The organism is Streptomyces sp. HUAS TT11, assembly GCF_051553595.1.
GTDB lineage: Bacteria > Actinomycetota > Actinomycetes > Streptomycetales > Streptomycetaceae > Streptomyces.
Genome location: NZ_CP196184.1, coordinates 4,309,641 through 4,332,730 on the forward strand (window position 1 = coordinate 4,309,641; position 23,090 = coordinate 4,332,730).

Annotated in this window: 18 protein-coding genes and 1 pseudogene; 3 read left to right on the forward strand and 16 right to left on the reverse strand. The window is 71.3% G+C overall.

Annotation, left to right across the window (positions count from 1 at the left end; translation table 11 throughout):
* Positions 1–150: 150 nt before the first annotated feature.
* The 7 genes from topA to bldG all read right to left on the reverse strand — a co-directional run bounded on the left by topA (position 151) and on the right by bldG (position 9,897).
* Positions 151–2,991: a type I DNA topoisomerase gene (topA, locus tag ACSHXN_RS19280; protein WP_355795152.1), complete on the reverse strand. Its 2,841-nt coding sequence runs from the start codon at positions 2,989–2,991 to the stop codon at positions 151–153.
* Between the two features lie 378 nt (positions 2,992–3,369).
* On the reverse strand, positions 3,370–3,567 hold the full coding sequence (locus ACSHXN_RS19285; protein ID WP_059133616.1) for a hypothetical protein: 198 nt from the start codon (positions 3,565–3,567) through the stop codon (positions 3,370–3,372).
* A gap of 361 nt (positions 3,568–3,928) precedes the next feature.
* Positions 3,929–5,449, reverse strand: coding sequence for a class I SAM-dependent methyltransferase (locus tag ACSHXN_RS19290; protein WP_355131165.1), 1,521 nt, complete (start codon positions 5,447–5,449; stop codon positions 3,929–3,931).
* Positions 5,450–5,487: 38 nt separating this feature from the next.
* Positions 5,488–6,084, reverse strand: coding sequence for a small secreted protein (locus tag ACSHXN_RS19295; RefSeq protein ID WP_355131167.1), 597 nt, complete (start codon positions 6,082–6,084; stop codon positions 5,488–5,490).
* Between the two features lie 217 nt (positions 6,085–6,301).
* A complete protein-coding gene (locus tag ACSHXN_RS19300) occupies positions 6,302–8,704 on the reverse strand; it encodes a sodium-translocating pyrophosphatase (RefSeq protein WP_355131169.1) in 2,403 nt (800 codons plus the stop codon).
* A 312-nt stretch (positions 8,705–9,016) separates the two neighbouring features.
* Entirely contained in the window at positions 9,017–9,448 is a 432-nt protein-coding gene (locus tag ACSHXN_RS19305; protein WP_059133612.1) for an ATP-binding protein, read from the reverse strand.
* Positions 9,449–9,555: 107 nt separating this feature from the next.
* A complete protein-coding gene (bldG, locus tag ACSHXN_RS19310; protein ID WP_010986038.1) occupies positions 9,556–9,897 on the reverse strand; it encodes an anti-sigma factor antagonist BldG in 342 nt (113 codons plus the stop codon).
* Positions 9,898–9,976: 79 nt separating this feature from the next.
* Here bldG and ACSHXN_RS19315 point away from each other — a divergent pair, with 79 nt between their 5' ends.
* A complete protein-coding gene (locus tag ACSHXN_RS19315) occupies positions 9,977–12,529 on the forward strand; it encodes a DEAD/DEAH box helicase (protein WP_438303410.1) in 2,553 nt (850 codons plus the stop codon).
* On the opposite strand, the pseudogene ACSHXN_RS19320 reads toward ACSHXN_RS19315, so the two are convergent.
* The 7 genes and pseudogenes from ACSHXN_RS19320 to ssd all read right to left on the reverse strand — a co-directional run.
* Positions 12,468–12,896: pseudogene (locus ACSHXN_RS19320) on the reverse strand (Rv3654c family TadE-like protein); the annotation flags it as partial. The gene ACSHXN_RS19315 and the pseudogene ACSHXN_RS19320 sit on opposite strands and share 62 nt — an antisense overlap.
* The gene (locus ACSHXN_RS19325; RefSeq protein WP_355131174.1) at positions 12,893–13,285 is read right to left on the reverse strand and encodes a TadE family type IV pilus minor pilin; all 393 of its coding nucleotides are present in this window, start codon (positions 13,283–13,285) and stop codon (positions 12,893–12,895) included. The pseudogene ACSHXN_RS19320 and the gene ACSHXN_RS19325, both read right to left, overlap by 4 nt.
* Positions 13,272–13,490 (reverse strand): DUF4244 domain-containing protein, encoded by a 219-nt coding sequence (locus tag ACSHXN_RS19330; RefSeq protein ID WP_355795141.1) that lies wholly within the window; start codon positions 13,488–13,490, stop codon positions 13,272–13,274. The genes ACSHXN_RS19325 and ACSHXN_RS19330 overlap by 14 nt, the downstream gene beginning before the upstream one ends.
* A 160-nt stretch (positions 13,491–13,650) precedes the next feature.
* Complete coding sequence (locus ACSHXN_RS19335) at positions 13,651–14,565, reverse strand: type II secretion system F family protein (RefSeq protein WP_355131178.1); 915 nt, start codon at positions 14,563–14,565, stop codon at positions 13,651–13,653.
* A complete protein-coding gene (locus ACSHXN_RS19340; protein WP_383354248.1) occupies positions 14,562–15,404 on the reverse strand; it encodes a type II secretion system F family protein in 843 nt (280 codons plus the stop codon). The genes ACSHXN_RS19335 and ACSHXN_RS19340 overlap by 4 nt, the downstream gene beginning before the upstream one ends.
* A gap of 14 nt (positions 15,405–15,418) precedes the next feature.
* The gene (locus ACSHXN_RS19345) at positions 15,419–16,612 is read right to left on the reverse strand and encodes a TadA family conjugal transfer-associated ATPase (protein ID WP_355131343.1); all 1,194 of its coding nucleotides are present in this window, start codon (positions 16,610–16,612) and stop codon (positions 15,419–15,421) included.
* Positions 16,613–16,702: 90 nt separating this feature from the next.
* Entirely contained in the window at positions 16,703–17,794 is a 1,092-nt protein-coding gene (gene ssd, locus ACSHXN_RS19350) for a septum site-determining protein Ssd (RefSeq protein ID WP_356109180.1), read from the reverse strand.
* Between the two features lie 582 nt (positions 17,795–18,376).
* Between ssd and ACSHXN_RS19355 the strand changes: the two genes are divergently transcribed.
* Positions 18,377–19,201, forward strand: coding sequence for an HAD family hydrolase (locus ACSHXN_RS19355; RefSeq protein ID WP_355131184.1), 825 nt, complete (start codon positions 18,377–18,379; stop codon positions 19,199–19,201).
* A gap of 396 nt (positions 19,202–19,597) precedes the next feature.
* Here ACSHXN_RS19355 and ACSHXN_RS19360 read toward each other — a convergent pair whose 3' ends face one another.
* Positions 19,598–20,422, reverse strand: coding sequence for an oxidoreductase (locus ACSHXN_RS19360; protein ID WP_355131186.1), 825 nt, complete (start codon positions 20,420–20,422; stop codon positions 19,598–19,600).
* 101 nt (positions 20,423–20,523) lie between these two features.
* Between ACSHXN_RS19360 and ACSHXN_RS19365 the strand changes: the two genes are divergently transcribed.
* Positions 20,524–21,504 (forward strand): ATP-binding protein, encoded by a 981-nt coding sequence (locus ACSHXN_RS19365; RefSeq protein ID WP_355131188.1) that lies wholly within the window; start codon positions 20,524–20,526, stop codon positions 21,502–21,504.
* Between the two features lie 18 nt (positions 21,505–21,522).
* Here ACSHXN_RS19365 and ACSHXN_RS19370 read toward each other — a convergent pair whose 3' ends face one another.
* Positions 21,523–22,785 (reverse strand): hypothetical protein, encoded by a 1,263-nt coding sequence (locus ACSHXN_RS19370; protein WP_356109174.1) that lies wholly within the window; start codon positions 22,783–22,785, stop codon positions 21,523–21,525.
* Positions 22,786–23,090: the final 305 nt, after the last annotated feature.

The window sequence follows — 23,090 nt, forward strand, 5'->3', positions numbered from 1 at the left end:
GGCGGACAGCCCGGGGCAGCCGCCCGAACGTACGCCCGCCCCGACACCAAACTGATGCCTGGGCGGACGCCGTGCGAAGCCGGTGCGACGGCCTCGGCCGCCGGCTCCGGGCAAGGTGCCGGGTCCGCTGATCCGGACCGGACGGCACCCTCACTCCTGGCCCGAGTCCTCCGGTGCCGCAGCCCTCGCGACGGCGGTCTTCTTCGACGTCGCCTTCGCGGCCGCCGTCTTCGCCGTCGTCTTCTTCGCGGTGGTCTTCTTGGCCGCCGTCTTCTTCGCCGCGGTCTTCTTGGCCGGCGCCTTCTTGGCGGCGGCCTTCTTCGCCGTCTTCTTGGCGGGCGCCTTGGCGCGCTTCTCCGCGAGCAGCTCGAAGCCGCGCTCCGGGGTGATGGCCTCGACGCTGTCGCCGGAGCGCAGGGTCGCGTTGGTCTCGCCGTCGGTGACGTACGGCCCGAAACGGCCGTCCTTGACGACGACGGGCTGGCCGCTGACCGGGTCCGCACCCAGCTCCTTCAGCGGCGGCTTCGCGGCCGCACGGCCACGCTGCTTGGGCTGGGCGTAGATCGCCTGCGCCTCGTCCAGCGTGATCGTGAAGAGCTGGTCCTCGGACTGCAGCGACCGCGAGTCCGTGCCCTTCTTCAGGTACGGCCCGTAGCGCCCGTTCTGCGCGGTGATCTCCACGCCCTCCGCGTCCGCGCCGACGACACGCGGCAGGGACATCAGCTGCAGCGCCTCCTCGAGGGTCACCGTGTCCAGGGACATCGACTTGAACAGTGAGGCCGTGCGCGGCTTGATCGCGTTCTTGCCCGTCTTCGGCGTGCCCTCGGGCAGGATCTCCGTGACGTACGGGCCGTAGCGGCCGGCCTTGGCCACGATCGGCCGGTCCGTCGCCGGGTCGGTGCCCAGCGGGCGCTCCCCGCTCGGCTTGGCGAGCAGTTCCTCGGCCAGCTCGACGGTCAGCTCGTCCGGCGCCAGATCGTCCGGGATGTCGGCGCGCTGGTGCTGCTCGGTGTCCTTCTCGCCGCGCTCGATGTACGGGCCGTACCGGCCGACCCGCAGCACGATCTCGTGTCCCACGGGGAACGACGACACCTCGCGCGCGTCGATCGCGCCCAGGTCGGTCACCAGTTCCTTGAGGCCGCCGAGGTGGTCCCCGTCGCCGTTGCCGGCGTCGGCGGCACCGCCCGCGCCGGTGCCCTCACCGAAGTAGAACCGCTTCAGCCACGGCACGGCCTGCGCCTCGCCGCGGGCGATGCGGTCGAGGTCGTCCTCCATCCGGGCGGTGAAGTCGTAGTCGACGAGCCGTCCGAAGTGCTTCTCCAGGAGGTTGACCACGGCGAAGGACAGGAAGGACGGCACCAGGGCCGTGCCCTTCTTGAACACGTAACCGCGGTCGAGGATCGTGCCGATGATCGACGCGTACGTCGACGGGCGGCCGATCTCGCGCTCCTCCAGCTCCTTGACCAGCGAGGCCTCGGTGTAGCGGGCCGGGGGCTTGGTCGAGTGGCCGTCGGCGGTGATCTCCTCGGCGGTCAGCGCGTCGCCCTCGGCGACCTGCGGCAGCCGGCGCTCACGGTCGTCGAGCTCGGCGTTCGGGTCGTCGGCGCCCTCGACGTACGCCTTCAGGAAGCCGTGGAAGGTGATGGTCTTGCCGGACGCGCTGAACTCGGCGTCCCGGCCGTCGGCCGCGGTGCCGCCGATCCTCACCGTGACCGAGTTGCCGGTCGCGTCCTTCATCTGGGAGGCGACGGTCCGCTTCCAGATCAGCTCGTAGAGCCTGAACTGGTCACCGGTCAGACCGGTCTCCGCCGGGGTGCGGAAACGATCACCCGAGGGCCGGATCGCCTCGTGCGCCTCCTGTGCGTTCTTGACCTTGGCCGCGTAGGTGCGCGGCTGCGGGGGCAGGTAGTCGGCGCCGTACAGCTGGGTGACCTGGGCACGGGCGGCGGTGATCGCCGTGTCCGACAGGGTCGTGGAGTCCGTACGCATGTAGGTGATGAAGCCGTTCTCGTACAGCTTCTGCGCGATCTGCATGGTGGCCTTCGCGCCGAAGCCGAGCTTGCGGCTGGCCTCCTGCTGCAGCGTCGTCGTACGGAACGGCGCGTACGGCGAGCGACGGTACGGCTTGGACTCGACCGACCGGACCGAGAACCGCGTGTTCTCCAGGGCGGCGGCCAGGGCGCGGGCGTTCTGCTCGTCGAGGTGGAGGGTGTTCGCGGTCTTCAGCCGGCCGACCGAGTCGAAGTCACGGCCCTGGGCGACCCGCTTGCCGTCGACCGCCGCGAGCCGTGCCACCAGGGACGACGGGTCGGAGGGGTCGCCGGCGCGGCCGGTGCCGAAGGTGCCCGTCAGGTCCCAGTACTCGGCGGAGCGGAACGCCATGCGCTCCCGCTCCCGCTCCACGACGAGCCGGGTCGCGACGGACTGGACGCGACCGGCCGACAGGCGCGGCATGACCTTCTTCCACAGGACCGGCGAGACCTCGTAGCCGTAGAGGCGGTCGAGGATGCGTCGGGTCTCCTGGGCGTCGACCAGCAGTTGGTTCAGCTCGCGCGGATTGCGCACGGCCTGCTGGATCGCGTCCTTGGTGATCTCGTGGAAGACCATCCGCTTGACCGGGACCTTGGGCTTCAGCACCTCCTGGAGGTGCCATGCGATGGCCTCGCCCTCGCGGTCCTCATCGGTGGCGAGGAAGAGCTCGTCGGAGTCTCGCAGCAGATCCTTGAGCTTCTTGACCTGCGCCTTCTTGTCGGCATTGACGACATAGATCGGCTGGAAGTCGTGTTCGACGTCCACACCGAGGCGGCGCACCTCACCGGTGTACTTCTCGGGCACCTCCGCGGCGCCGTTCGGAAGGTCGCGGATGTGCCCGACGCTCGCCTCGACGACGTAACCGGGGCCGAGATAGCCCTTGATCGTCTTCGCCTTGGCAGGCGACTCGACGATGACGAGTCGGCGGCCGCCCTGTGCGGTCTCGCTGGTCGGGGACAACTTCGCTCTTCTCTCCGGTCGGCTGTGGCCTCCCCAGGCCTTCTTCCCGGGGTGGGGTCGTTCTTGTCCGGCTCGCTCGCCTCCGGGGGGCTGCGGCCGGTGTCGACAGGGCGATCGCGCCCAGCCCATCGGGGCTGAAGCGCCTTCGCCCTCTCGACACCGGCGCGTCCCTTCGGCTCACTCGCTGGTGACGCTGCGGAGTGTGACGGTACATCCCGCCCCCGTGTCAAACGGGAAAAGCCCGCAACGGCCACTCGAACGGTAACCCGACTACCGGCATTCCTGCCGCCCGGACCGGCGAGCAGGCCTTTCGTCCTGTCCGGAGGGTGATCCCCCGGTTACCGGGGCGGCGGGCGCCCGGCGGCCGGGAACATCAGGTCACAGGCGCAGGAAGCACCAGGCGCCGGCGGCGAGCGCGGCCACCGCGGCGAGGACCGCGAGGGCGGCGGACGCGACGGGACTCACACCCTCGGCGACGGATTCGCGCCGGCGCACCCGGGTCGCCGTCCAGATCATCAGCCCACCGCCGAACAGGGCGAACACCGTCCCCGCGAAGATCGCCGGTCCGCTCTCCATGTCCCGTTCCTCCCCGATCCTGGGCCACCCGAAGACGGGAGGCTGACACGTCCGGGCGGCCGACGGACGACCCCCGGGTGAACGTGCGGCGCACGGACCTGTCCGTGTCGGCCGCGCACCGTTTCGCGGACGACGCCTGCGCCGCGCGGCCGCACGCCCGGGGTCCGACGCGGCCGGAACTCGCCGTCGCGCCGTCTTCCGGACGCCCTTCCTCCCTCCGCCGATCACGGCAGGCGGATCAAGTACGGGACATGACGTACCGCCACTCGTCACCGCGATCCCTCCCCGGTTGATGCGGCGCGTAGACATCCGCGTCCGAAGAGGCGCCGGCCGCGGCAGGCGCCCTGGCCCCTGGGCGCGCCTACCGCGCGGGCTCCAGAAAACCCTGCTCGACCAGCAGCCGGATCTGAGCGGGCGTCCGGTCGCGCAGCGACACCGGGTCCTCGCCGACCAGTTGGGCGATGGCGTCGAGGATCCGTCCCGCGCTCAGTGTGCCGTCGCACACACCGGCGAAGCCCGCGCCGACCGTGTCCACCTTGGTGGCACGGCGCATCCCGCGGTTCTGGCGCAGTACGACGTGCTCCGGGTCCTCGGCGCCCGGCAGCCCCACCTGCTCCTGGACGACCTCGGCGGCGAGCCTGAAGTGCCCCGCGAGCAGCGCCGCGTCGTCGTGCGCCCGCAGGTAGTCGATACGGTCGAAGTGCGCGCGGACCGTGTCGCCGAGCGGCTGTTCGACCGGATGCGGCCACTCCTCGACCGTGATGCTGGGCTCGACGGCCTCGGTCCGGTGCAGCGCGATCCAGCCGAACCCGACCGCCCGCACCTTGCGCGCCTCGAACTCGTCCAGCCAAGCGTCGTACCGCGCCTGGTACTCCGCGGTGTCGCCGCGGTGGTCACCGGCGTCCCGCAGCCACAACTCCGCGTACTGGGTGATGTCCTGGACCTCGCGCTGCACGATCCAGGCGTCGCAGCCGCGCGGTACCCACGAGCGCAGCCGGTCCTGCCAGTCCTCCCCCTCCACGTGCTGCCAGTTGGCGAGGAACTGCGCGAACCCGCCCGCGTTCAGCCGCTGCCCCGACTGCTGGACCAGCGTGCGGCACAGATCGTCCCCGCCCATGCCGCCGTCGCGATAGATGAGACGGGCGCCGGGGGAGATCACGAACGGCGGGTTGGAGACGATCAGGTCGAACGTCTCGTCGTCCTCGATCGGCTCGAAGAGCGAACCCTGGCGCAGGTCCGCAGCCGGGGCGCCGGACAGCGCCAGCGTGAGCGCGGCGATGTCCAGGGCACGCGGGTTGACGTCGGTCGCCGTCACCCGTGTGGCGTGCCGGGCGGCGTGCAGCGCCTGGATCCCCGAGCCGGTGCCGAGGTCGAGGGCGGCGCCGACGGGGGTGCGGACGGTGATGCCCGCGAGCGTGGTGGAGGCGCCGCCGACCCCCAGGACCACTCCTTCGTCCCGGCTGCCGATGCCGCCCGCACCGCCGACCGCGCACCCGAGGTCGGAGACGATGAACCAGTCCTCGCCGCCGGGTCCGCCGTACGGCCGGATGTCCACGGTGGCGGCGACCTCGTCCCCGCCGGTGCGGACGAGCCAGCCGCCCTCCACACACACGTCGACGGGCAGCACACCCGTCACGCGGGCCTGCGGCACGGGCTGTTGCAGCAGGAACAGCCGTACGAGCGACTCCAGCGCCGTGTCCCCGCGTGTGGCCCGGAGCGCGGGCACGGTCTCGCTCCGCGCGAGCGCCGCGTACGCGGGCGCCCCGAGCAGATCGAGCAGCCCGTCGGCGGTGAAGGAGGCCGCGAGGAGGGCATCCCGCAGCCGCAGGGTGACATCGACGCGGGCGGTGGACGGCAGCGTGGCCGGACTGGAGTTACTCACGCCACCATTGTGGCGCGGGCAGGCGTTCGACGCGCCGCTCAGGCGGCCGTCGGCGATGCCGAGGCGGACGCGGACTTGCAGCTCGCCTGCTGCGACATCGCCTTCCCGACGTCACCCGCCTCCAGCTCCTTGAGCGCGTCGTTCCCGCTCTGGCTCAGCGTGTCGAGCTTGGTCGCGATCCCCTTGAGGCCGTCGGCGAACTTCGCCTGGTCCTTGGTGTCGAGGCCGTCCACCTGCTTCTGCAGATCGCCGTAGGCGGTGGAGATGTCGTTGAGCTCCTTGACCGCGTTCTTCTGCTTCGTCGCGCCGTTGTCGACGTCCGGCGCGCCCGCCCTCTCGACGGCCGCCCCGATCGCCTTGTAGGCGTCGGCCATGTCCCGGAAGGCCTGGGAGTCGGTCTTCCGGACCTGCTCCGGCGCGCTGTTGTCCGAGGTCTCCTTCTGGATCGCGGAGCTGGCGGCCGCGATCTTCTTGGCCTGCGGCTGCACCGACTCGCACACCTGCTTGGCCCAGGAGCCCAGCTTGTCGTCGACTGCGCCGCTGCCGCTGGTGCATCCCGACAGCGCCACTACCAGTACCGCGCCGCCGGACAGTGCGGCCGCGAGCTTCTTGTTCACCGGGTTGGTCCCTTCCATGGCTCTCTCGGCCCCGGAACATACACGCCAACCGGGTGACAGCCGCACGCTGAATATTACTTATCTCTGCTCTTGCGGCTATTTGCACCGGGCGAGAGAAGGCTCACGGAGCGGGCTCGAACACAACAGGGCGGGCGCACGGCGTCATGAAGAGCACCGTACGCCCGCCCATTGACCCGTACCTGACCAGGTCGAAGTGCGGGTGCTGTGGAAGCGGCTAGGAAACCACCGCCGGATCCGCCGACTTGGACACCCGTTCGGCGTTGTCTTCGTCACCCACGGCGATACCGCGGCGCTTGGAGACGTAGACCGCCACCACGATCACCAGGATCGCCAGTACGGCGATCAGGATCCGCAGGGCGAGACTCTTGTCACTGCCGTACGAGAACTTGATCACCGCGGGTGCGATGAGCAGCGACACCAGGTTCATCACCTTGAGCAGCGGGTTGATCGCCGGCCCCGCGGTGTCCTTGAAGGGGTCGCCGACCGTGTCGCCGATCACCGTCGCGGCATGCGCCTCGCTGCCCTTGCCGCCGTGGTGGCCGTCCTCCACGAGCTTCTTGGCGTTGTCCCAGGCACCACCGGAGTTGGCGAGGAACACCGCCATCAGCGTGCCGGTGCCGATCGCGCCCGCCAGATACGCGCCGAGCGCACCCACACCGAGCGTGAACCCGATGGCGATGGGTGCCATGACGGCGAGCAGACCGGGTGTGGCCAGCTCCCTGAGGGCGTCCTTGGTGCAGATGTCGACGACCTTGCCGTACTCCGGCGTCTCCGTGTAGTTCATGATCCCGGGCTTCTCCCGGAACTGCCGGCGCACCTCGAAGACCACCGCGCCCGCGGACCGCGACACCGCGTTGATCGCCAGCCCCGAGAAGAGGAAGACGACCGCCGCGCCCACGATGAGGCCGACGAGGTTGTTGGGCTGGGAGATGTCCATGACCAGGTTCAGCGGCCCGCCGTTCCCGACCTTCTCGCCCACGTCCTGTGCGGCCGTGGTGATCGCGTCGCGGTAGGAGCCGAAGAGCGCCGAGGCCGCCAGGACTGCGGTGGCGATGGCGATGCCCTTGGTGATCGCCTTCGTGGTGTTGCCCACCGCGTCCAGGTCGGTCAGCACCTGCGCGCCGGAGCCCACCACGTCACCGGACATCTCGGCGATGCCCTGCGCGTTGTCGGAGACCGGACCGAAGGTGTCCATGGCGACGATCACGCCGACCGTGGTGAGCAGGCCCGTACCGGCCAGCGCCACCGCGAAGAGCGCGAGCATGATCGACGTACCGCCGAGCAGGAACGCCCCGTACACACCGAGCCCGATCAGCAGCGCGGTGTAGACGGCCGACTCCAGACCCACGGAGATGCCGGCGAGCACCACGGTGGCGGGGCCGGTCAGCGAGGTCTTGCCGATGTCCCGCACCGGACGGCGCGTGGTCTCGGTGAAGTAGCCGGTCAGCTGCTGGATCAGGGCCGCGAGCACGATGCCGATGGCCACCGCCACCAGCGCGAGGATCCGCGGGTCCCCGTCCTTGGCCCGGATGGCCGCGTCGGAGATGCCCTTGAGATCGGTGTACGACGACGGGAGATACACGAACACGGCCACCGCGACCAACGCCAGCGAGATCACCGCGGAGACGAAGAAGCCGCGGTTGATGGCGGACATACCGCTGCGGTCGGCACGGCGCGGGGCCACCGCGAAGATGCCGATCATCGCGGTCACCACCCCGATCGCGGGCACGATCAGCGGGAACGCCAGTCCCGAGTCGCCGAACGCCGCCTTGCCGAGGATCAGCGCCGCGACGAGCGTCACGGCGTAGGACTCGAAGAGGTCGGCTGCCATACCGGCACAGTCGCCGACGTTGTCGCCCACATTGTCGGCGATGGTCGCGGCATTGCGCGGGTCGTCCTCCGGAATGCCCTGCTCGACCTTGCCGACCAGGTCGGCGCCGACGTCGGCGGCCTTGGTGAAGATGCCGCCACCGACACGCATGAACATGGCGATCAGCGCCGCGCCCAGGCCGAAGCCCTCCAGGACCTTGGGCGCGTCCGCCGCGTACACGAGCACCACACAGGAGGCGCCCAGCAGACCGAGCCCCACGGTGAACATGCCGACGACGCCACCCGTGCGGAACGCGATCTTCATGGCTTTGTGCGAGACGGCGGTGAGATCCTTTTCCGGTTCGCCTTCTGCGGGCGTCGCCTCCCGCGCCGCCGCAGCAACCCGCACATTGCTCCGCACTGCGAGCCACATGCCGATATAGCCGGTGGCCGCCGAGAACACCGCGCCGATCAGGAAGAACACCGATCGTCCGGCGCGCTGATTCCAGTCGTCCGCGGGCAGCAGCAGGAGCAGGAAGAACACGACAACGGCGAATACGCCGAGCGTGCGAAGCTGCCGGGCCAGATAGGCGTTCGCGCCTTCCTGCACCGCCGCAGCGATCTTCTTCATGCTGTCGGTGCCCTCACCCGCCGCGAGCACCTGACGGACCAAGACCCCGGCGACCGCGAGGGCCGCCAGGGCGACAACCCCGATGACCACCACGATCAGGCGGTTGCTGTCGGTCAGTACTGCGGCTGCGAGGGTTGTGGGGTGATCAAACTGTTGAGGGGTAGAAAGCCCCGCCATTCGTCCTCCTTGACGCTTGGGCTGAGCTCAAGATGTGGACGGATTGTAGGTAGCGGAACCTGATCAAAACAGTGCGCGGTTAAACGGAATTGGCCTTCACCTCCTCTTCAGCAAAAGATCGCACGTGCGTCACAGAACCCGAAAGAGGTAATGCCTCAAAACCATTGACTGGATGGGAACTTGATCAAATCATCACGCGATTGATCGTGAAGCAATTCACGAATTCCGGTACGACTGTACAAAAAGAAGGGCCCTGCACAGGCAGGGCCCTTCAAAACCGTACGAAAAGCGCAGAAATGGGCGAGAGGAGGATCAGGCAGGGAGCGTGGCGGGCGGCACGGTCGGCCAGCTCATCCTGATCTGTCCGCCGTTCTCCCCGGCGGTGACCTCGACGTCGTCAACAAGACCGCTGATGACCGCGAGGCCCATCTCGTCCTCCTCGGCCTCCGCGTCCGCCTCGTCGGCACCCGGCGTTCTCCCACCGAGCGCCACGTGCGGCGCCTCGTCACCGACCTCGATGGAGAACTGTTTCTCCTCCTCGGTCAGCAGCACCCGCACCGGCGCCGAGATGCCGTTGCTCTGATGCAGTCCGACGGCCCTGGTGCAGGCCTCGCCGACGGCGAGCCTGACCTCGTCGAGCACGGCCTCCTCCACCCCAGCCCGGCGCGCCACCGCCGCCGCCACGAGTCGGGCGGTCCTCACATGTTCTGGCAGCGCGCTGAAGAGGAGTTCAACGGTGGCCATGCATCCCCCTCGGAACTTCGGGCGTGCGGTCAGGGGGGCCGGGCCGCAATGACCCGGCCCCCCGTCTCTTGCTTCTGCCGTCCGGGCACCACGGCCCGGGAACGGGGTCAGTCGGTGGCCGCCACCGCTTCCTCGACCGAGGTGTGAATGGGGAACACCTTGGTGAGGCCGGTGATGCGGAAGATCTTGAGAATGCGCTCCTGGTTGCACACCAGGCGCAGGGACCCTTCATGGGCCCGAACACGCTTCAAGCCACCCACCAGCACGCCGAGCCCGGTGGAGTCGAGGAAGTCGACGCCCTCCATGTCGACGACGAGGTGGAAATTCCCGTCGTTCACCAGCTCGACCAGCTGCTCGCGCAGCTTGGGCGCGGTATATACGTCGATTTCGCCACCGACCTCGACGACCGTACGATCGCCGACGGTACGGGTCGACAGGGACAGGTCCACGGATCCTCCAGCACCTTGCTATCGAGCGGTCGCCCCTCGGGGACACCTCGGCAGACCCCGGGACGGTTCGCCAGCCGCGATGGCATTCAATCACTTACCGGCAGGCGTGCACGACGCCTTGGACCCATTGTCCGTCACGCCGGTGACACACTCGGTGCCGATGGCCAAGAATCACCGATCCGATCGAACCCTGTCGGGCCCCGTGTCCCGCGTCTCTCCGGGCACGGTCCTGGACCGGCTCGCCTCGGGACCGAGCCGGGCTGCGCGCATCACTCATACGGAGCACTTGCCCCCGAGAGAGGGCCGCCATGCCCTCTGGCCGGACCGGATCCGCGCCGAGGTCATAGCCGCCGTGCAGGACGCGGGCATCGAGCACCCGTGGGCCCATCAGGCCCTCGCGGCGGAGCACGCGCTGGACGGCGACTCCGTGGTCGTCGCCACGGGCACGGCGTCGGGCAAGTCGCTCGCCTATCTCGTGCCGGTGCTCTCCCGCCTGCTGGAGGGCTCGGAGGCCCCGAACGGCCGCGGTGCGACCGCCCTGTACCTCGCCCCGACCAAGGCGCTCGCGGCGGATCAGTGGCGGTCCGTGAAGAAACTTTCACAACCTCTGGGCACGGCGATCCGCCCCGCGGTGTACGACGGCGACACACCGCCGGAAGAACGCGAATGGGTGCGTCAGTACGCCAACTACGTGCTCACCAACCCGGACATGCTGCATCGCGGCATATTGCCCTCGCATCCGCGCTGGTCCTCCTTCCTGCGCGCCCTGAAGTACGTCGTCATCGACGAGTGCCACACCTATCGGGGCGTCTTCGGCTCCCACGTCGCCCAGGTGCTGCGCCGTCTGCGGCGCCTGTGCGCCCGCTACGGCGCCTCACCCGTGTTCCTGCTGGCCTCCGCGACCGCCGCCGAGCCCTCGGTGGCCGCGCGCCGCCTCACCGGCGTCCCCGTGGTCGAGGTCGCCGACGACGCCTCCCCGCGCGGCGAGCTCGTCTTCGCCCTGTGGGAGCCCCCGCTCACCGAACTGCACGGCGAGAAGGGGGCACCCGTCCGGCGCACGGCCACCGCCGAGACCGCCGATCTGCTGACCGACCTGACCGTGCAGGGCGTCCGCTCGGTCGCCTTCGTCCGCTCCCGCCGCGGCGCCGAGCTGATCTCGGTCATCGCCCAGGAGCGGCTGGCCGAGGTCGACCGCTCCCTGGCCCGGCGCGTGGCCGCCTACCGCGGCGGCTACCTCCCCGAGGAGCGCCGCGCCCTGGAACGGGCCCTGCACTCCGGAGAACTCCTCGGCCTCGCCGCCACCACCGCCCTCGAACTGGGGATCGACGTCTCGGGCCTGGACGCCGTCCTCATCGCGGGCTACCCGGGCACACGGGCGTCGCTGTGGCAGCAGGCGGGCCGCGCCGGCCGCGCGGGTCAGGGTGCCCTCGCGGTGCTGGTCGCCCGGGACGACCCCCTGGACACGTTCCTCGTCCACCACCCCGAGGCCCTCTTCGACCAGCCGGTGGAGTCCACCGTCCTCGACCCGGACAACCCCTACGTCCTGGCCCCCCATCTGTGCGCGGCGGCGGCGGAGCTCCCGCTGACGCAGGAGGACCTGGAGCTCTTCGGCCCGGCGACCGAAGGGCTGCTGCCGCAGCTGGAGGCCGCGAAGCTGCTGCGCCGCCGGACCAAGGCCTGGCACTGGACCCGCCGGGAGCGGGCCGCCGACCTCACGGACATCCGCGGGGAGGGCGGGCGGCCCGTCCAGGTCGTGGAGGCCGGCACCGGACGGCTGCTCGGCACGGTCGACGCGGGCTCCGCGCACACGACGGTGCACGAGGGTGCGGTCCATCTGCACCAGGGCCGTACGTATCTGGTGCGGACCCTCGACCTGGAGGACTCCGTGGCCCTGGTCGAGGAGGCCGATCCTCCCTACTCGACGGTCGCTCGCGACACGACGTCCATCTCCGTCCTGGAGACGGACGTCGAGATCCCCTGGGGCGACGGACGGCTGTGCTACGGCTCGGTCGAGGTCACCAACCAGGTCGTCTCCTTCCTGCGGCGCCGTGTCATCACCGGTGAAGTGCTCGGCGAGACGAAACTCGATCTGCCGCCCCGCACGCTGCGCACCCGCGCCGTGTGGTGGACGGTCACCGAGGACCAGCTGGACGAGGCCCGGATCAACCCGGAGATCCTCGGCGGCGCCCTGCACGCCGCCGAACACGCCTCGATCGGCATGCTCCCGCTCTTCGCCACCTGCGACCGCTGGGACATCGGCGGCGTCTCCGTCCCGCTCCACCCGGACACCCTCCTGCCCACGGTCTTCGTCTACGACGGCCATCCGGGCGGCGCGGGCTTCGCGGAACGGGCCTTCCACACGGCCGGCGCCTGGCTGACCGCCACCCGCCAGGCCATCGCGTCCTGCGAGTGCGAGGCGGGCTGCCCGTCCTGCATCCAGTCCCCAAAGTGCGGCAACGGCAACGATCCGCTGCACAAGAGAGGGGCCGTGCGGCTCCTCACGGTGCTGTTGCGCGGGGCGCCGGAGAACGCTCCCGAGGCTGCGGAGCGGAAGGAGCGGAAGGCGAACGAGGAGGAGATTCCGGGCGTCCGTCCCGCGCCGCCGGTTCAGCCGGGCCCGCCCTCGCCCTGACCTCGGCGGTGAACGGTCCCGAGGCCGATGCCGCCGTGACGTCGGAGACCTCGCCCACGACCGCGCACCGCACGAGTCGGCTGCCCTGGGCCGCCGCGACACGCCCGGCCGTGTCGCACGCCCTCTCCTCCCCGTCCGCCCAGTGGTCGGCGGCCGCGAGCGCCGCCAGATCGGCGGCGCCGGCCGCACGGTGGCGGGCCAGCACGGCCTCGCCCTGCGCCAGAAGCACCCCGAACACGGCACACAGGGCACCGATCACACAGACGCACCACACCGTCGCCGAGCCGCGATCTCCGGCCGGCCGGCACCCCGGCCACGACGCCTTCGGCAGCCGGCGCGACCTCACCGCCCCGCCCCCGTATCTCATCGGTCCACCCCCGCGGTGTCCTCGGCCGACGCCACTGCCTCGTGGCGCAGTTCGAGCGGCAGCGCGTCGGGGCCCGGTGGGTGGGCGACGACCAGCACATGCACCAGATCGCCCCGCCGGTTCACCGTCACCCTCGCTCCCCGGGGCGCGGCCTGCCCGGCCACCTCCTCGACCACCTCAGACGGCTCCTGCCGCGCCGCCGCCCGGGCCCCCGCCCTGGCGGCGTCCACGCACTGGATCTGCGCGGACGCCGCCAGCAGGGCCCACACCAGGGCCATGGCGAAGAGCACCAGGGCGGGCAGTACGACCGCGGTCTCCGCCGTCACGAACCCGCGGTCGCGGCCCGGGCTCGAACAGCCGCGCCGCTGCGCCCCGTCACATCCGGACATCGAGCGCCCGCTTCACGATGTCCTGCAGCTCCCCGCTGACCTGCCCGCTCGTCACCACCTTGTAGAGGACCGCCGCGAAGGCCACCGCGGCGATGATCCCCATCGCGTACTCGGACGTCACCATGCCCGCCTCTTCGCGCATCGCCGCCCGTACCCGGCGCACCAGTGCACGCCCCCGGGCCCGTACTCGTACTGCCTTGCCCATGCCAACCCCCGTGAGGTTCTCGTCGGTCGATCCGTCCGATCCGGTCCGCCGGAATCGGTCCGCCTGTGCTGGTCTGCCTGTGTCTGCCTGCCTGTGCCGGTCCGCCTTTGTCTGCCTGCTGATATCGGTCTCGTCCGTTCGGTTCGTCAGGTCCGGTCTGTCATCGGCCACCTCCTCCCAGCAGCCCTCCCGCGAGCCCGATCACCACGGGAAGCACTCCGACCGCGATGAACGCGGGCAGGAAGCACAGACCCACCGGAGCCGTGACCATGACCCCCGCCCGGCGCGCCCGCGCCGTCGCCGTCCGGCCCCACTCGGCGCGGGCCTCCGCAGCGAGCCGCCCGACCGGCGCGGCCGCCGGCGCGCCGGAATCACCCGCCCGTTCCAGCAGTCGCGCCAGCGGTCCGGCACCGGGGAGGGAGGCGAGCAGCCGCCATGCGTCGGCCGGATCGGCTCCGAGCCGCATCTCGGCCGCGCCCCGCGCCAGCCGCTCCCCGACCGGTCCCTCCAGGGCTTCACCCACCGCCTGTGCGGCCGCCACGGGGGTCGCACCGGCCGCGATGCACGCCGCCAGCAGATCGGCCGCCGGCGGAAGCTGACGGGCCGCCACGGCGGGGTGGTACTCCTCGGCGAGCCGGTCGCGTTCCCGCCGGTCCTGCCATCGCCTCACACCGAGCCCGACGACCAGACCGGCCACCGGTCCGCCGAATCCACCGAGCAGCGCCCAGCCGGCGCACAGCGCCCCCACGACGGGCAGCCACCGCCGCACGGTGTCCCGCGCGTCGGCCCGCCGCCCTGCGGCACCCGGCACCGCGGTCACCGACTCCCCCGCCGCGGCGCCCGGCACCCCGATCCACCGGCCCGCCGGCCCGGCACCCGCCGCGCGTCCCCACCCGGCCACTCGCACGGACGCAGGGGCCCGCCGCATCTCGGCCGGGCCGCCCGGCCCCAGCACCGCGGTCAGCCGACGCCGCGCCCGACGCTCGCGCCGCGCCGCTGCCGTCAGGCGCATCGCCCACCACAGCGCCGCCACCCCGCACACCATCCCCAGCCTGTGGACAAAGTCGACGCTCATGCCGCCTCCGCCCCGCGCACGATCCGCATGGCCCACCACAGCCCCGCCCCTTCCAGCACACCGCCGACCAGGAGGCAGCCCAGCCCCGCGCCGGTGTGCAGCAGCACGTGCAGCGGGCGGGCGCCCAGCACGGTGCCGAGCACCAGGCCGAGGACCGGCAGCCCGGCGAGAAGGACCGCCGTCGACCTGGCGCCCGCCAGTTGGGCACGGAGGTCCTCCCGTTGATCGCGCTCGGCGCGAAGGGCGCCCTCCAGCCGGTCCAGTCCGGCGGCCAGCCCCGCTCCCCGGTCCACGGCCACCCGCCAGCACGCGGCCAGCCCGGACAGCCCGTCGGCCCCGGGCTGTCGTGCCGCGCCCGCGAGCGCGCCCGGCACGTCCCCGCCGAACCGCGCGGCCGCCAGCACCTGGGCCTGCGCTCCGCCGAGGCCGCCCGCGTCACGTGCCGCACACAGCAGTGCCTCACCCGGCTGGCGTCCCGCGCGCACCTCCCCGGCGAGCGCCCCGCACAGCGCGATCACCGCAGCACCACGCGCTTCCCGCGCCTTCCGCGCCTCGCGTGCCCGCCGCACCCGGCGCAGCAGCGGCACCGCGACGACCCCGCCCGCCAGGGGCAGGGCGGAAGCGCCGAGCACCGCGATCAGGACACCCCCGACGACCGACCACCATTCGGCGGGCAACCGGCGCACCCGTGCCAAGGACCGTTCCCAGGGCCGCGGACCGACTCCCGCCGTGGGACCGCCGCCCGCGAACAGCGATCGGGCACGACGCGCCCCCTTGCCCGCTCCGCTCATCAGCCAGGCCGCCGCCCCGGCACACGCCGGCCCGGCGGCGAGCGACATCTGACCGATCACCGTCACCACCCCTCACCTCCGTCACTCGAGCCGCTCTCGTCCCTTCCGTGCCGGAGCAGCTCCCGCAGTCGCTCCCAGCCCCGCTCCCGCGTGAACGCCTCCCGGCCCCATCTCAGGGCGGGCACCGTCACCACGAGCCCCGACGCGTCCCGCTCCAGCACATGCACCTCCGCGATACGGCGGCGCCCGATCCGGTCCCGCACGAGATGGAGGACCACCGAGAGCGCGGCCGCCAACTGGCTGTGCAGCGCCGCCCGGTCCAGACCCGCCGCGGTGCCCAGCGCCTCCAGTCGTGCGGGCACCTGGGCGGCCGCGTTCGCGTGGAGAGTGCCGCATCCGCCCTCGTGGCCGGTGTTGAGCGCCGCGAGCAGCGACACCACCTCGGGGCCGCGGACCTCGCCGACGACCAGCCGGTCGGGTCGCATCCGCAACGCCTGCCGCACCAGGTCCTGGAGCTCCACCAACCCCACGCCCTCCTGGTTCGCGGGCCGTCCCTCGAGGCGCACCACATGAGGGTGCTCGGGTCGCAGCTCCGCCGAGTCCTCGGCCAGCACGATCCGCTCCGACGGCCCCACCACCCCCAGCAGCGCACTCAGCAGGGTGGTCTTCCCCGTGCCGGTACCGCCGCTGATCACATAGGAGAGCCGGGAGGCGATCAGCGCCCGCAGCACCCGGTCCCCGCCCGGCGGCACCGTCCCCGCCGCCACCAGTTCGTCGAGGGTGAACGCCCGCGGACGCACGACCCTCAACGACAGGCACGTGCAACCGACGGCGACCGGCGGGAGCACCGCGTGCAGCCGCGTCCCGTCGGGCAGGCGGGCGTCGACCCACGGTCTGGCGTCGTCGAGCCGCCGCCCGGCCACCGCCGCGAGGCGCTGCGCAAGGCGTCGCACCGCCGCGGTGTCCGGAAAGGACACATCCGTCAATTCCAGTCCACCGCCGCGGTCCACCCACACCCGGTCGGGGGCCGAGACCAGGACGTCGGTCACGGAGGGATCGGCGAGCAACGGTTCCAGAGGGCCGCTGCCGACCAGTTCCGAGCGCAACTGCCGGGCCGCTCCCAGCACTTCCGCGTCACCGAGCACCCGCCCCTGCTCGCGCAGCGCCTGTGCCACGCGCGCGGGAGTCGGTTCGGCCCCGCTCTCGGCCAGCCACTGGCGCACCCCGTCGAGCAGCCGCGTCCGGTCGCCGAGCACGACCGCACGCTCGGCGCCCTCCCCCGGGCCCGAACCGAGTGCCGTGCCGCGACCCGCCCCCGTCACCCGGGTCCAGCCCGCCTCCACGGGTCAGTCACCCCCCTCGGCCGACGCCCGCTGCCAGAAGGCCGAGCAGAACCGGGCGAGCGGTCCCCGCACCGCTCCCCCGGGCGGTGCGGAACCATCGCGCGGGGTTTCCTCGGAGGGCACCTCGCCGACCAGTGGCAGTCCCGTCAGCCGCGCCACCTCGCGGTCGTCGAGACCGGGCGCGAACGGCCCCCGTACCGCGATCCGCAGATCGCCCAGGACCATGCCGACGGCCGATGCCACCCGTCGCGCGGCCGCGACGGCGCGCAGTTCGGCCGGGACGACCAGCACCCCGACGTCCACCTGGGCGAGCACCTCGGCGACACCCTCGTCGACGCGGCGCGGCAGGTCGACGACGACCGCGCCACCGCGCCGCCTGGCCGCGGCGAGGACCGCCCGCACCGCCTGGGGCGGGACCGCCACGGTGTCGCCGCGGTCCCAGCTCAGTACCCGCAGCGCATGCAGCTCCGGCAGGGACTCCTCCAGGGCACTGCCCCCGACGCGGCCCCGCGAGGCCGCGAACGCGGGCCAGCGCAGCCCTTCGGCGGTCTCGCCACCGAGGAGTACATCAAGTCCGCCGCCCAGGGGATCCGCGTCCACCAGAAGCGTGCGCCTGCCCTCGCGCGCCGAGGTGACGGCCAGGGCGCAGGCGAGCGTGGACGCTCCGGCGCCGCCGCGGCCGCCGATCACGCCCACGGTGAGCGCGGGCCGTCCGGCGCCTTCGGCCACGTCGGCGATGCGGTCGACGAGCCACTGCTCACCGTCCGGCAGGACCAGGACGTGGTCCGCGCCGATCTCGACGGCGCGCCGCCAGACACCTGGATCGTCCTGATCCCGCCCAACCAGCACGACTCCGCGTCGGCGCGCGGCTCCACGCACACGGCGTGCCGCGTCGTCGCCGACGAGGACGAGAGGAGCCGCCTCCCAGCTCCCCCGGTGCGCCGGCACCCCCGGGTGGACCTCCGCTCTGGCGCCCGCGGCCGCACACAGGCGCAGCAGGTCGTCGAGGAGTTCGGCGTCCTCGGTGACGATCAGCGGCCCGCTCCGCCGCCCTTCCACGACGGTCGACCCGTCGTGCGCAATGGCTCCCGCCACGATCTCCAGCCCCCTTCGCTGCTTCTTCCGCGCGGTCCGCGGGGCCCACTGCGGCCCCGCGCTTCCCGCTCGTGTGAAGAACCGGCAACCGGTCTCCATATGAACGGCCGATACGAACCGGCCAAACGCGCCCGGCAAACCGAACCGGCCATGAACTCGCCTTCGGTGGACGCGCTGGAATCACAGTGCGGGTGATCCTGGAAATCGTGTGGATCTTGGTCGATAACTGTGGACGGCTCAGTGGTTGTGAATATCGCCGTCACTCAAACGGACGAGGCCCGGGAAAGCTCCTCAGCGCACCCGATGCACTACGCATCGTGACGAGTCATGGGCATGACGAAGCGGAGCCCGCCACACCGCGGCAGGGGCCCGAGATCACGTGGAGAAGGAAGAAAAACCCACCCGGACATGCGACGACCCCCGCCGGGGGGGAGAGCGGGGGTCGTCCCCACGGCCGACTCGGGGGGGGAGGAGTCGGACCGGGTTAGCACGGTCGCGAACGATCCGTGACTTCCATGGTGTACCCGAGAGGCCTCTCAGGCAAACCCACGCGCCACACCTTACGCCGAATGGTGGGCGCCTATGCTCGGGCCCGTGGAAAACCACTCCTTGCCCCGCACAGCGGCCTTCTTTGACCTGGACAAGACGGTCATTGCGAAGTCGAGCACACTCACCTTCAGCAAGTCCTTCTACCAAGGGGGGCTGATCAACCGCAGGGCCGCGTTGCGTACCGCATACGCGCAGTTCCTGTTCCTCGCGGGCGGCGCCGACCACGACCAGATGGAGCGGATGCGTAAGCACCTGTCCGCGATGTGCCGCGGCTGGAACGTCCGACAGGTCAAGGAGATCGTCGCCGAGACGCTGCACGACCTGATCGACCCGATCATCTACGACGAGGCCGCCTCCCTCATCGAGGAGCACCACACCGCCGGACGCGATGTCGTGATCGTGTCCACGTCGGGCGCGGAGGTCGTCGAACCGATCGGCGAACTGCTGGGCGCGGACCGCGTGGTCGCCACCCGCATGGTCGTGGGCGACGACGGCTGCTTCACCGGCGAGGTGGAGTACTACGCGTACGGGCCGACGAAGGCCGAGGCGATCAGAGAGCTCGCCGAGACCGAGCGGTACGACCTCGCGCGCTGCTATGCGTACAGCGACTCGGCGACCGACCTGCCCATGCTGGAGTCGGTCGGCCACCCGCACGCCGTGAACCCGGACCGGGCCCTGCGGCGCGAGGCACTCGCCCGCGGCTGGCCGATTCTGGACTTCCACCGCCCCGTCCGGCTCAAGCAGCGACTGTCGATGCCTCCGCGGCCGGCCTTGCTCGCGATGGCGGCGATAGGCGCGGCCGCCGCCACGGCCGGGCTCGTCTGGTACACCAGCCGGCGCCGCGCATCGGCCGTGTGAATCAGCGGCAGGTGCGACGGTTTCATATGAGCGCCCGATTCATGCTCGTTTGAACGTAAAAGTAAAGAAGTGCAGCCGGGGGTTCCGCATGGCCCGGGGCTGGAGTACAAAAGGATTTAGTGGCCCGCGAGACCAAAGGACATCCGAAGGGATCACCTTTAAGAACGCAATTGGCCCCACGGACCCAGCATGAACGCAGAGCACCCACGCGACGTCGACCCGTCGATTACGGGCCAGCCGCACCAGGTGACGGGCAGAAGTTCCCGACCTGATGGGCGACACATCGAGGACGCTTGGTAACCCTGTGAGCATGCCAGCGGCGGTACGAGCATTCGTACCGCCGCAACCATGTACAGGCCCCTCACAGGACCGTCGAGAACCGGTCCGTGCGCGCCGCTAGGCAGCGCCGCGCTGCAGCGCCTCGCAGACCGCGGTCGACTCGCGCACGCCCAGTTCGACGGCCTTCCCGCAGTGCGCGATCCACGCCGCCATGCCTTCGGGGGTGCCGGACACATAACCGTCGAGGGCGGCGACATAGGCCGCGGCCCCCAGTTCGGCGTGGCCGACCTCGGCCGAGCAGATCGCCTTGGGATCAAGACCGCTGCCCACAAGGACGATGCGCTGGGCCGCGCGCGCGACAAGGCCGTTGTGCGAGCCGAAGGGGCGCAGGGCGAGCAACTCGCCGTGCACCACGGCCGCGGTCACGAGGGCGGGGGCCGAGCCTCCGGCGATGATCAGCTCGGCGAGACCTTCGAGGCGGCCGGCTACCTCGGACGCGCCCGGCAGCGGCAGTTCCACGAGCGGCTCGTCGACCGGCTCGCCGTCCTGCCGCGGGCGCCCCACACGGGGGTCGTCCGCCGCGGCCGCCACCAGGTGCAGGCGCGCCAGCACCCGCAGCGGCGACTGCCGCCAGATGGAGAGCAGTTGCCCCGCCTCGGCGGTCAGCCGCAGAGCCGCGCCGACCGTGCGGGCGCCGTCGTCGCCGCTGAAGTCGGTGCGCCGGCGCACCTCCTCGAGACCCCAGTCGGCCCCGGACAGGGCCGCCGAGCCGCGTGCTCCGCGCAGCGCCGCCTCGGAGGTGATCTCGTTGCTGCGGCGCCGCATGACCCGGTGTCCGTAGACCCGGTCCACGGCCTTGCGCACGGATTCCACGGACTCGGCCACCCCGGGCAGCGCCCCCAGGGCCGCGAGCGGGTCGGCGGTCGCACCTGTCGTACTCATGAGTACGACACTACGCACCTCCGCACCCCCTCCTTCGATGGAGTGGTCTTCTTCATGGAGTGACGCCACTTACAGCAATCATGCGATTACTGTTGGTGAACATGAAAATTGCTTTCGTCGGGAAGGGCGGCAGCGGCAAGACGACCCTGTCCTCCCTCTTCATCCGCCACCTCGCCGCCGCGGGGGCGCCGGTCGTCGCCGTCGACGCCGACATCAATCAGCACCTGGGCGCCGCGCTCGGACTCGAGGAGGACGAGGCGGCCGCGCTGCCGTCCATGGGCGACCGGCTGCGGCTGATCAAGGACTATCTGCGCGGCTGCAATCCCCGGATCGCCTCCGCGGACACGATGATCAAGACCACTCCGCCCGGCGAGGGCTCACGGCTGCTGCGGGTGCGGGAGGACAACCCGGTCTACGACGCCTGTGCACGCCCCGTGGGACTCGACGGCGGCGCCGTCCGCCTGATGGTCACCGGACCTTTCACGGACGCCGACCTGGGGGTCGCCTGCTACCACTCCAAGACGGGAGCGGTGGAGCTCTGCCTCAACCACCTGGTGGACGGCCATGACGAGTACGTGGTGGTCGACATGACGGCGGGCTCGGACTCCTTCGCCTCCGGGATGTTCACCCGCTTCGACATGACGTTCCTCGTCGCCGAGCCGACCCGGAAGGGGGTCTCCGTCTACCGCCAGTACAAGGAGTACGCCCGTGACTTCGGGGTCGCCCTGAAGGTCGTCGGAAACAAGGTGCAGGGCCAGGACGACATCGATTTCCTCCGCACCGAGGTCGGCGACGACCTGCTGGTGACCGTCGGCCATTCGGACTGGGTGCGTTCCATGGAGAAGGGGCGTCCCCCGCGGTTCGAGCTGCTGGAGGGTGCCAACCGCCGTTCCCTGCGCACACTCCGGGCCGCCGCGGACGCCATGTACGAGGTGCGCGACTGGCAGCGCTACACACGGCAGATGGTGCACTTCCACCTGAAGAACGCGGCGAGTTGGGGCAACGAGCGCACCGGGGCGGACCTGGCGGCGCAGATCGACCCGGGGTTCGTCCTGAACGAGGGCCTGGCGGCCGCCGTGTGAGCGCTGCCCGTCCGGGGCCTACCGTCGCACCGCCGGGGAGCGCGGGGCGCCGCCGGGGGCAGCCGGGGCGGGGGAGCCGCCCAGGAAGGCCCCCCAACCCTCCGCCGGGGCCCGGCCGACCCCGAGTGTGCGGAGCTTCTCCAGGACCCGCGGGTCCTGCGCCTCGAGCCAGTCCACGAGCCGGCGGAAGGAGACACAACGCACCTCGGGCCGGGTGCAGACCCGTTCGACCACCTCCTGGACGGCACGCATATAGGTGCTGCCGTTCCAGGACTCGAAGTGGTTGCCGATGACCAGGGGCGCCCGATTTCCGCCGTACGCCCGCTCGAAGCCCTGCAGCAGGCCGTCCCGCAGCTGATCGCCCCACGCATCGAACTTGTCGGGGTCCCCTTGGCCGCGGGGCCCGGACTGGCCGGTCATGAAGCCGTAGTCCATGGCCAACTGGTCCGTGCCGCGCCCGGGGAAGGGCACGAGCTGCATGGGCAGGTCCCACAGTCCGTCCTGCTTCCTGGGCCAGAGCTGGCGGCCGATGCCGGAGGAGTCGTAGCGGAAGCCGAGCTCCCGGGCGGCCGTCACGAAGTTCCGCCGCCCCTCCAGGCACGGGGTGCGGGCGCCGATGAGCTCCTTGTCGTAGTCGAAGGGCAGCGGAGGCTCCTTCGTCAGGCCGGAGTTGGTCTTCCAGGACTTCACGAACGCCTTCGCCTGGGTGACCTCGTCCTTCCAGTCATCGACCGACCACTGACCGACGCCGCCTCTGCCGCGACAGAAGTGGCCGTTGAAATGCGTGCCGATCTCATTGCCCTCCAGCCATGCCAGACGCAGCTGCTCGGCGGTCTCCTTGACCCCCTTCCTGTCGTTGAAGCCGATGGCCGAGCGGCCCGGCGGGTGTCCCGGCGGCCTGTACAGGGCGCGCTTCTCCTCCGGAAGCAGGTACACGCCGCTCAGGAAGTAGGTCATCGTCGCGTTGTTGGCCTTGGCCACCTTGCGGAAGTACGAGAACAGCCTTCGGTCGTCCTCGCCCGATCCGTCCCAGGAGAAGACCACGAACTGCGGGGGCGCGTGGCCGGGCGCGAGCCGGTCGGGCCGCGGCAGATGGGGCTGGGCGCCGGTGTAGGAAGTGGAGCCGTCGCCGATCAGGCGGACCGCGCTGCCCGGGGCATGGGCTCCGAGGAGTCTTCGCGCGCCGTCGCCGGGACGGGGTGCGCCGAAGGAGCACCCGGCGAGCGCGGCACCGGCCCCTGCCAGGGCGACGCCCGCCGCGATCCTCCGGGTGGCGGTCATCCCGTCCCACCTTCTTCCTTCAGCCGGGGCCACGCCGACCGGGTGCGGACGAAGCGCGCAGCGACGCGTACGGCCCGGCCAAGGTCACACGGGGCACCGCCGAAATTTGTATGACAAGCCGATGAGGTTAGCGATTCACCCCACCGGGTGACGTAATGATCTATTTGCTCGCCTATAGAAGGAGTTTTCCTTTACCTGGCATTACGGTTCATTTACCGAGTGTTGAGATCCCGCCGCTGTACGCCGTGACCCACGGCCGCGCCCGACCCGGGTCCCCGCCGGGGACCACCAGTTCCGCGACCGCG

What these genes read in the sequence shown, in the direction of transcription:
- ACSHXN_RS19285 (WP_059133616.1), bottom strand. Translation starts at nt 3,567, where the DNA reads ATGGAGAGCGGACCGGCGATCTTCGCGGGGACGGTGTTCGCCCTGTTC.
- ACSHXN_RS19295 (WP_355131167.1), bottom strand. Translation starts at nt 6,084, where the DNA reads ATGGAAGGGACCAACCCGGTGAACAAGAAGCTCGCGGCCGCACTGTCC.
- ACSHXN_RS19300 (WP_355131169.1), bottom strand. Translation starts at nt 8,704, where the DNA reads ATGGCGGGGCTTTCTACCCCTCAACAGTTTGATCACCCCACAACCCTC.
- ACSHXN_RS19305 (WP_059133612.1), bottom strand. Translation starts at nt 9,448, where the DNA reads ATGGCCACCGTTGAACTCCTCTTCAGCGCGCTGCCAGAACATGTGAGG.
- ACSHXN_RS19315 (WP_438303410.1), top strand. Translation starts at nt 9,977, where the DNA reads ATGGCATTCAATCACTTACCGGCAGGCGTGCACGACGCCTTGGACCCA.
- ACSHXN_RS19325 (WP_355131174.1), bottom strand. Translation starts at nt 13,285, where the DNA reads ATGTCCGGATGTGACGGGGCGCAGCGGCGCGGCTGTTCGAGCCCGGGC.
- ACSHXN_RS19330 (WP_355795141.1), bottom strand. Translation starts at nt 13,490, where the DNA reads ATGGGCAAGGCAGTACGAGTACGGGCCCGGGGGCGTGCACTGGTGCGC.
- ACSHXN_RS19335 (WP_355131178.1), bottom strand. Translation starts at nt 14,565, where the DNA reads ATGAGCGTCGACTTTGTCCACAGGCTGGGGATGGTGTGCGGGGTGGCG.
- ACSHXN_RS19340 (WP_383354248.1), bottom strand. Translation starts at nt 15,404, where the DNA reads ATGTCGCTCGCCGCCGGGCCGGCGTGTGCCGGGGCGGCGGCCTGGCTG.
- ACSHXN_RS19355 (WP_355131184.1), top strand. Translation starts at nt 18,377, where the DNA reads ATGCTCGGGCCCGTGGAAAACCACTCCTTGCCCCGCACAGCGGCCTTC.
- ACSHXN_RS19360 (WP_355131186.1), bottom strand. Translation starts at nt 20,422, where the DNA reads ATGAGTACGACAGGTGCGACCGCCGACCCGCTCGCGGCCCTGGGGGCG.
- ACSHXN_RS19365 (WP_355131188.1), top strand. Translation starts at nt 20,524, where the DNA reads ATGAAAATTGCTTTCGTCGGGAAGGGCGGCAGCGGCAAGACGACCCTG.
- ACSHXN_RS19370 (WP_356109174.1), bottom strand. Translation starts at nt 22,785, where the DNA reads ATGACCGCCACCCGGAGGATCGCGGCGGGCGTCGCCCTGGCAGGGGCC.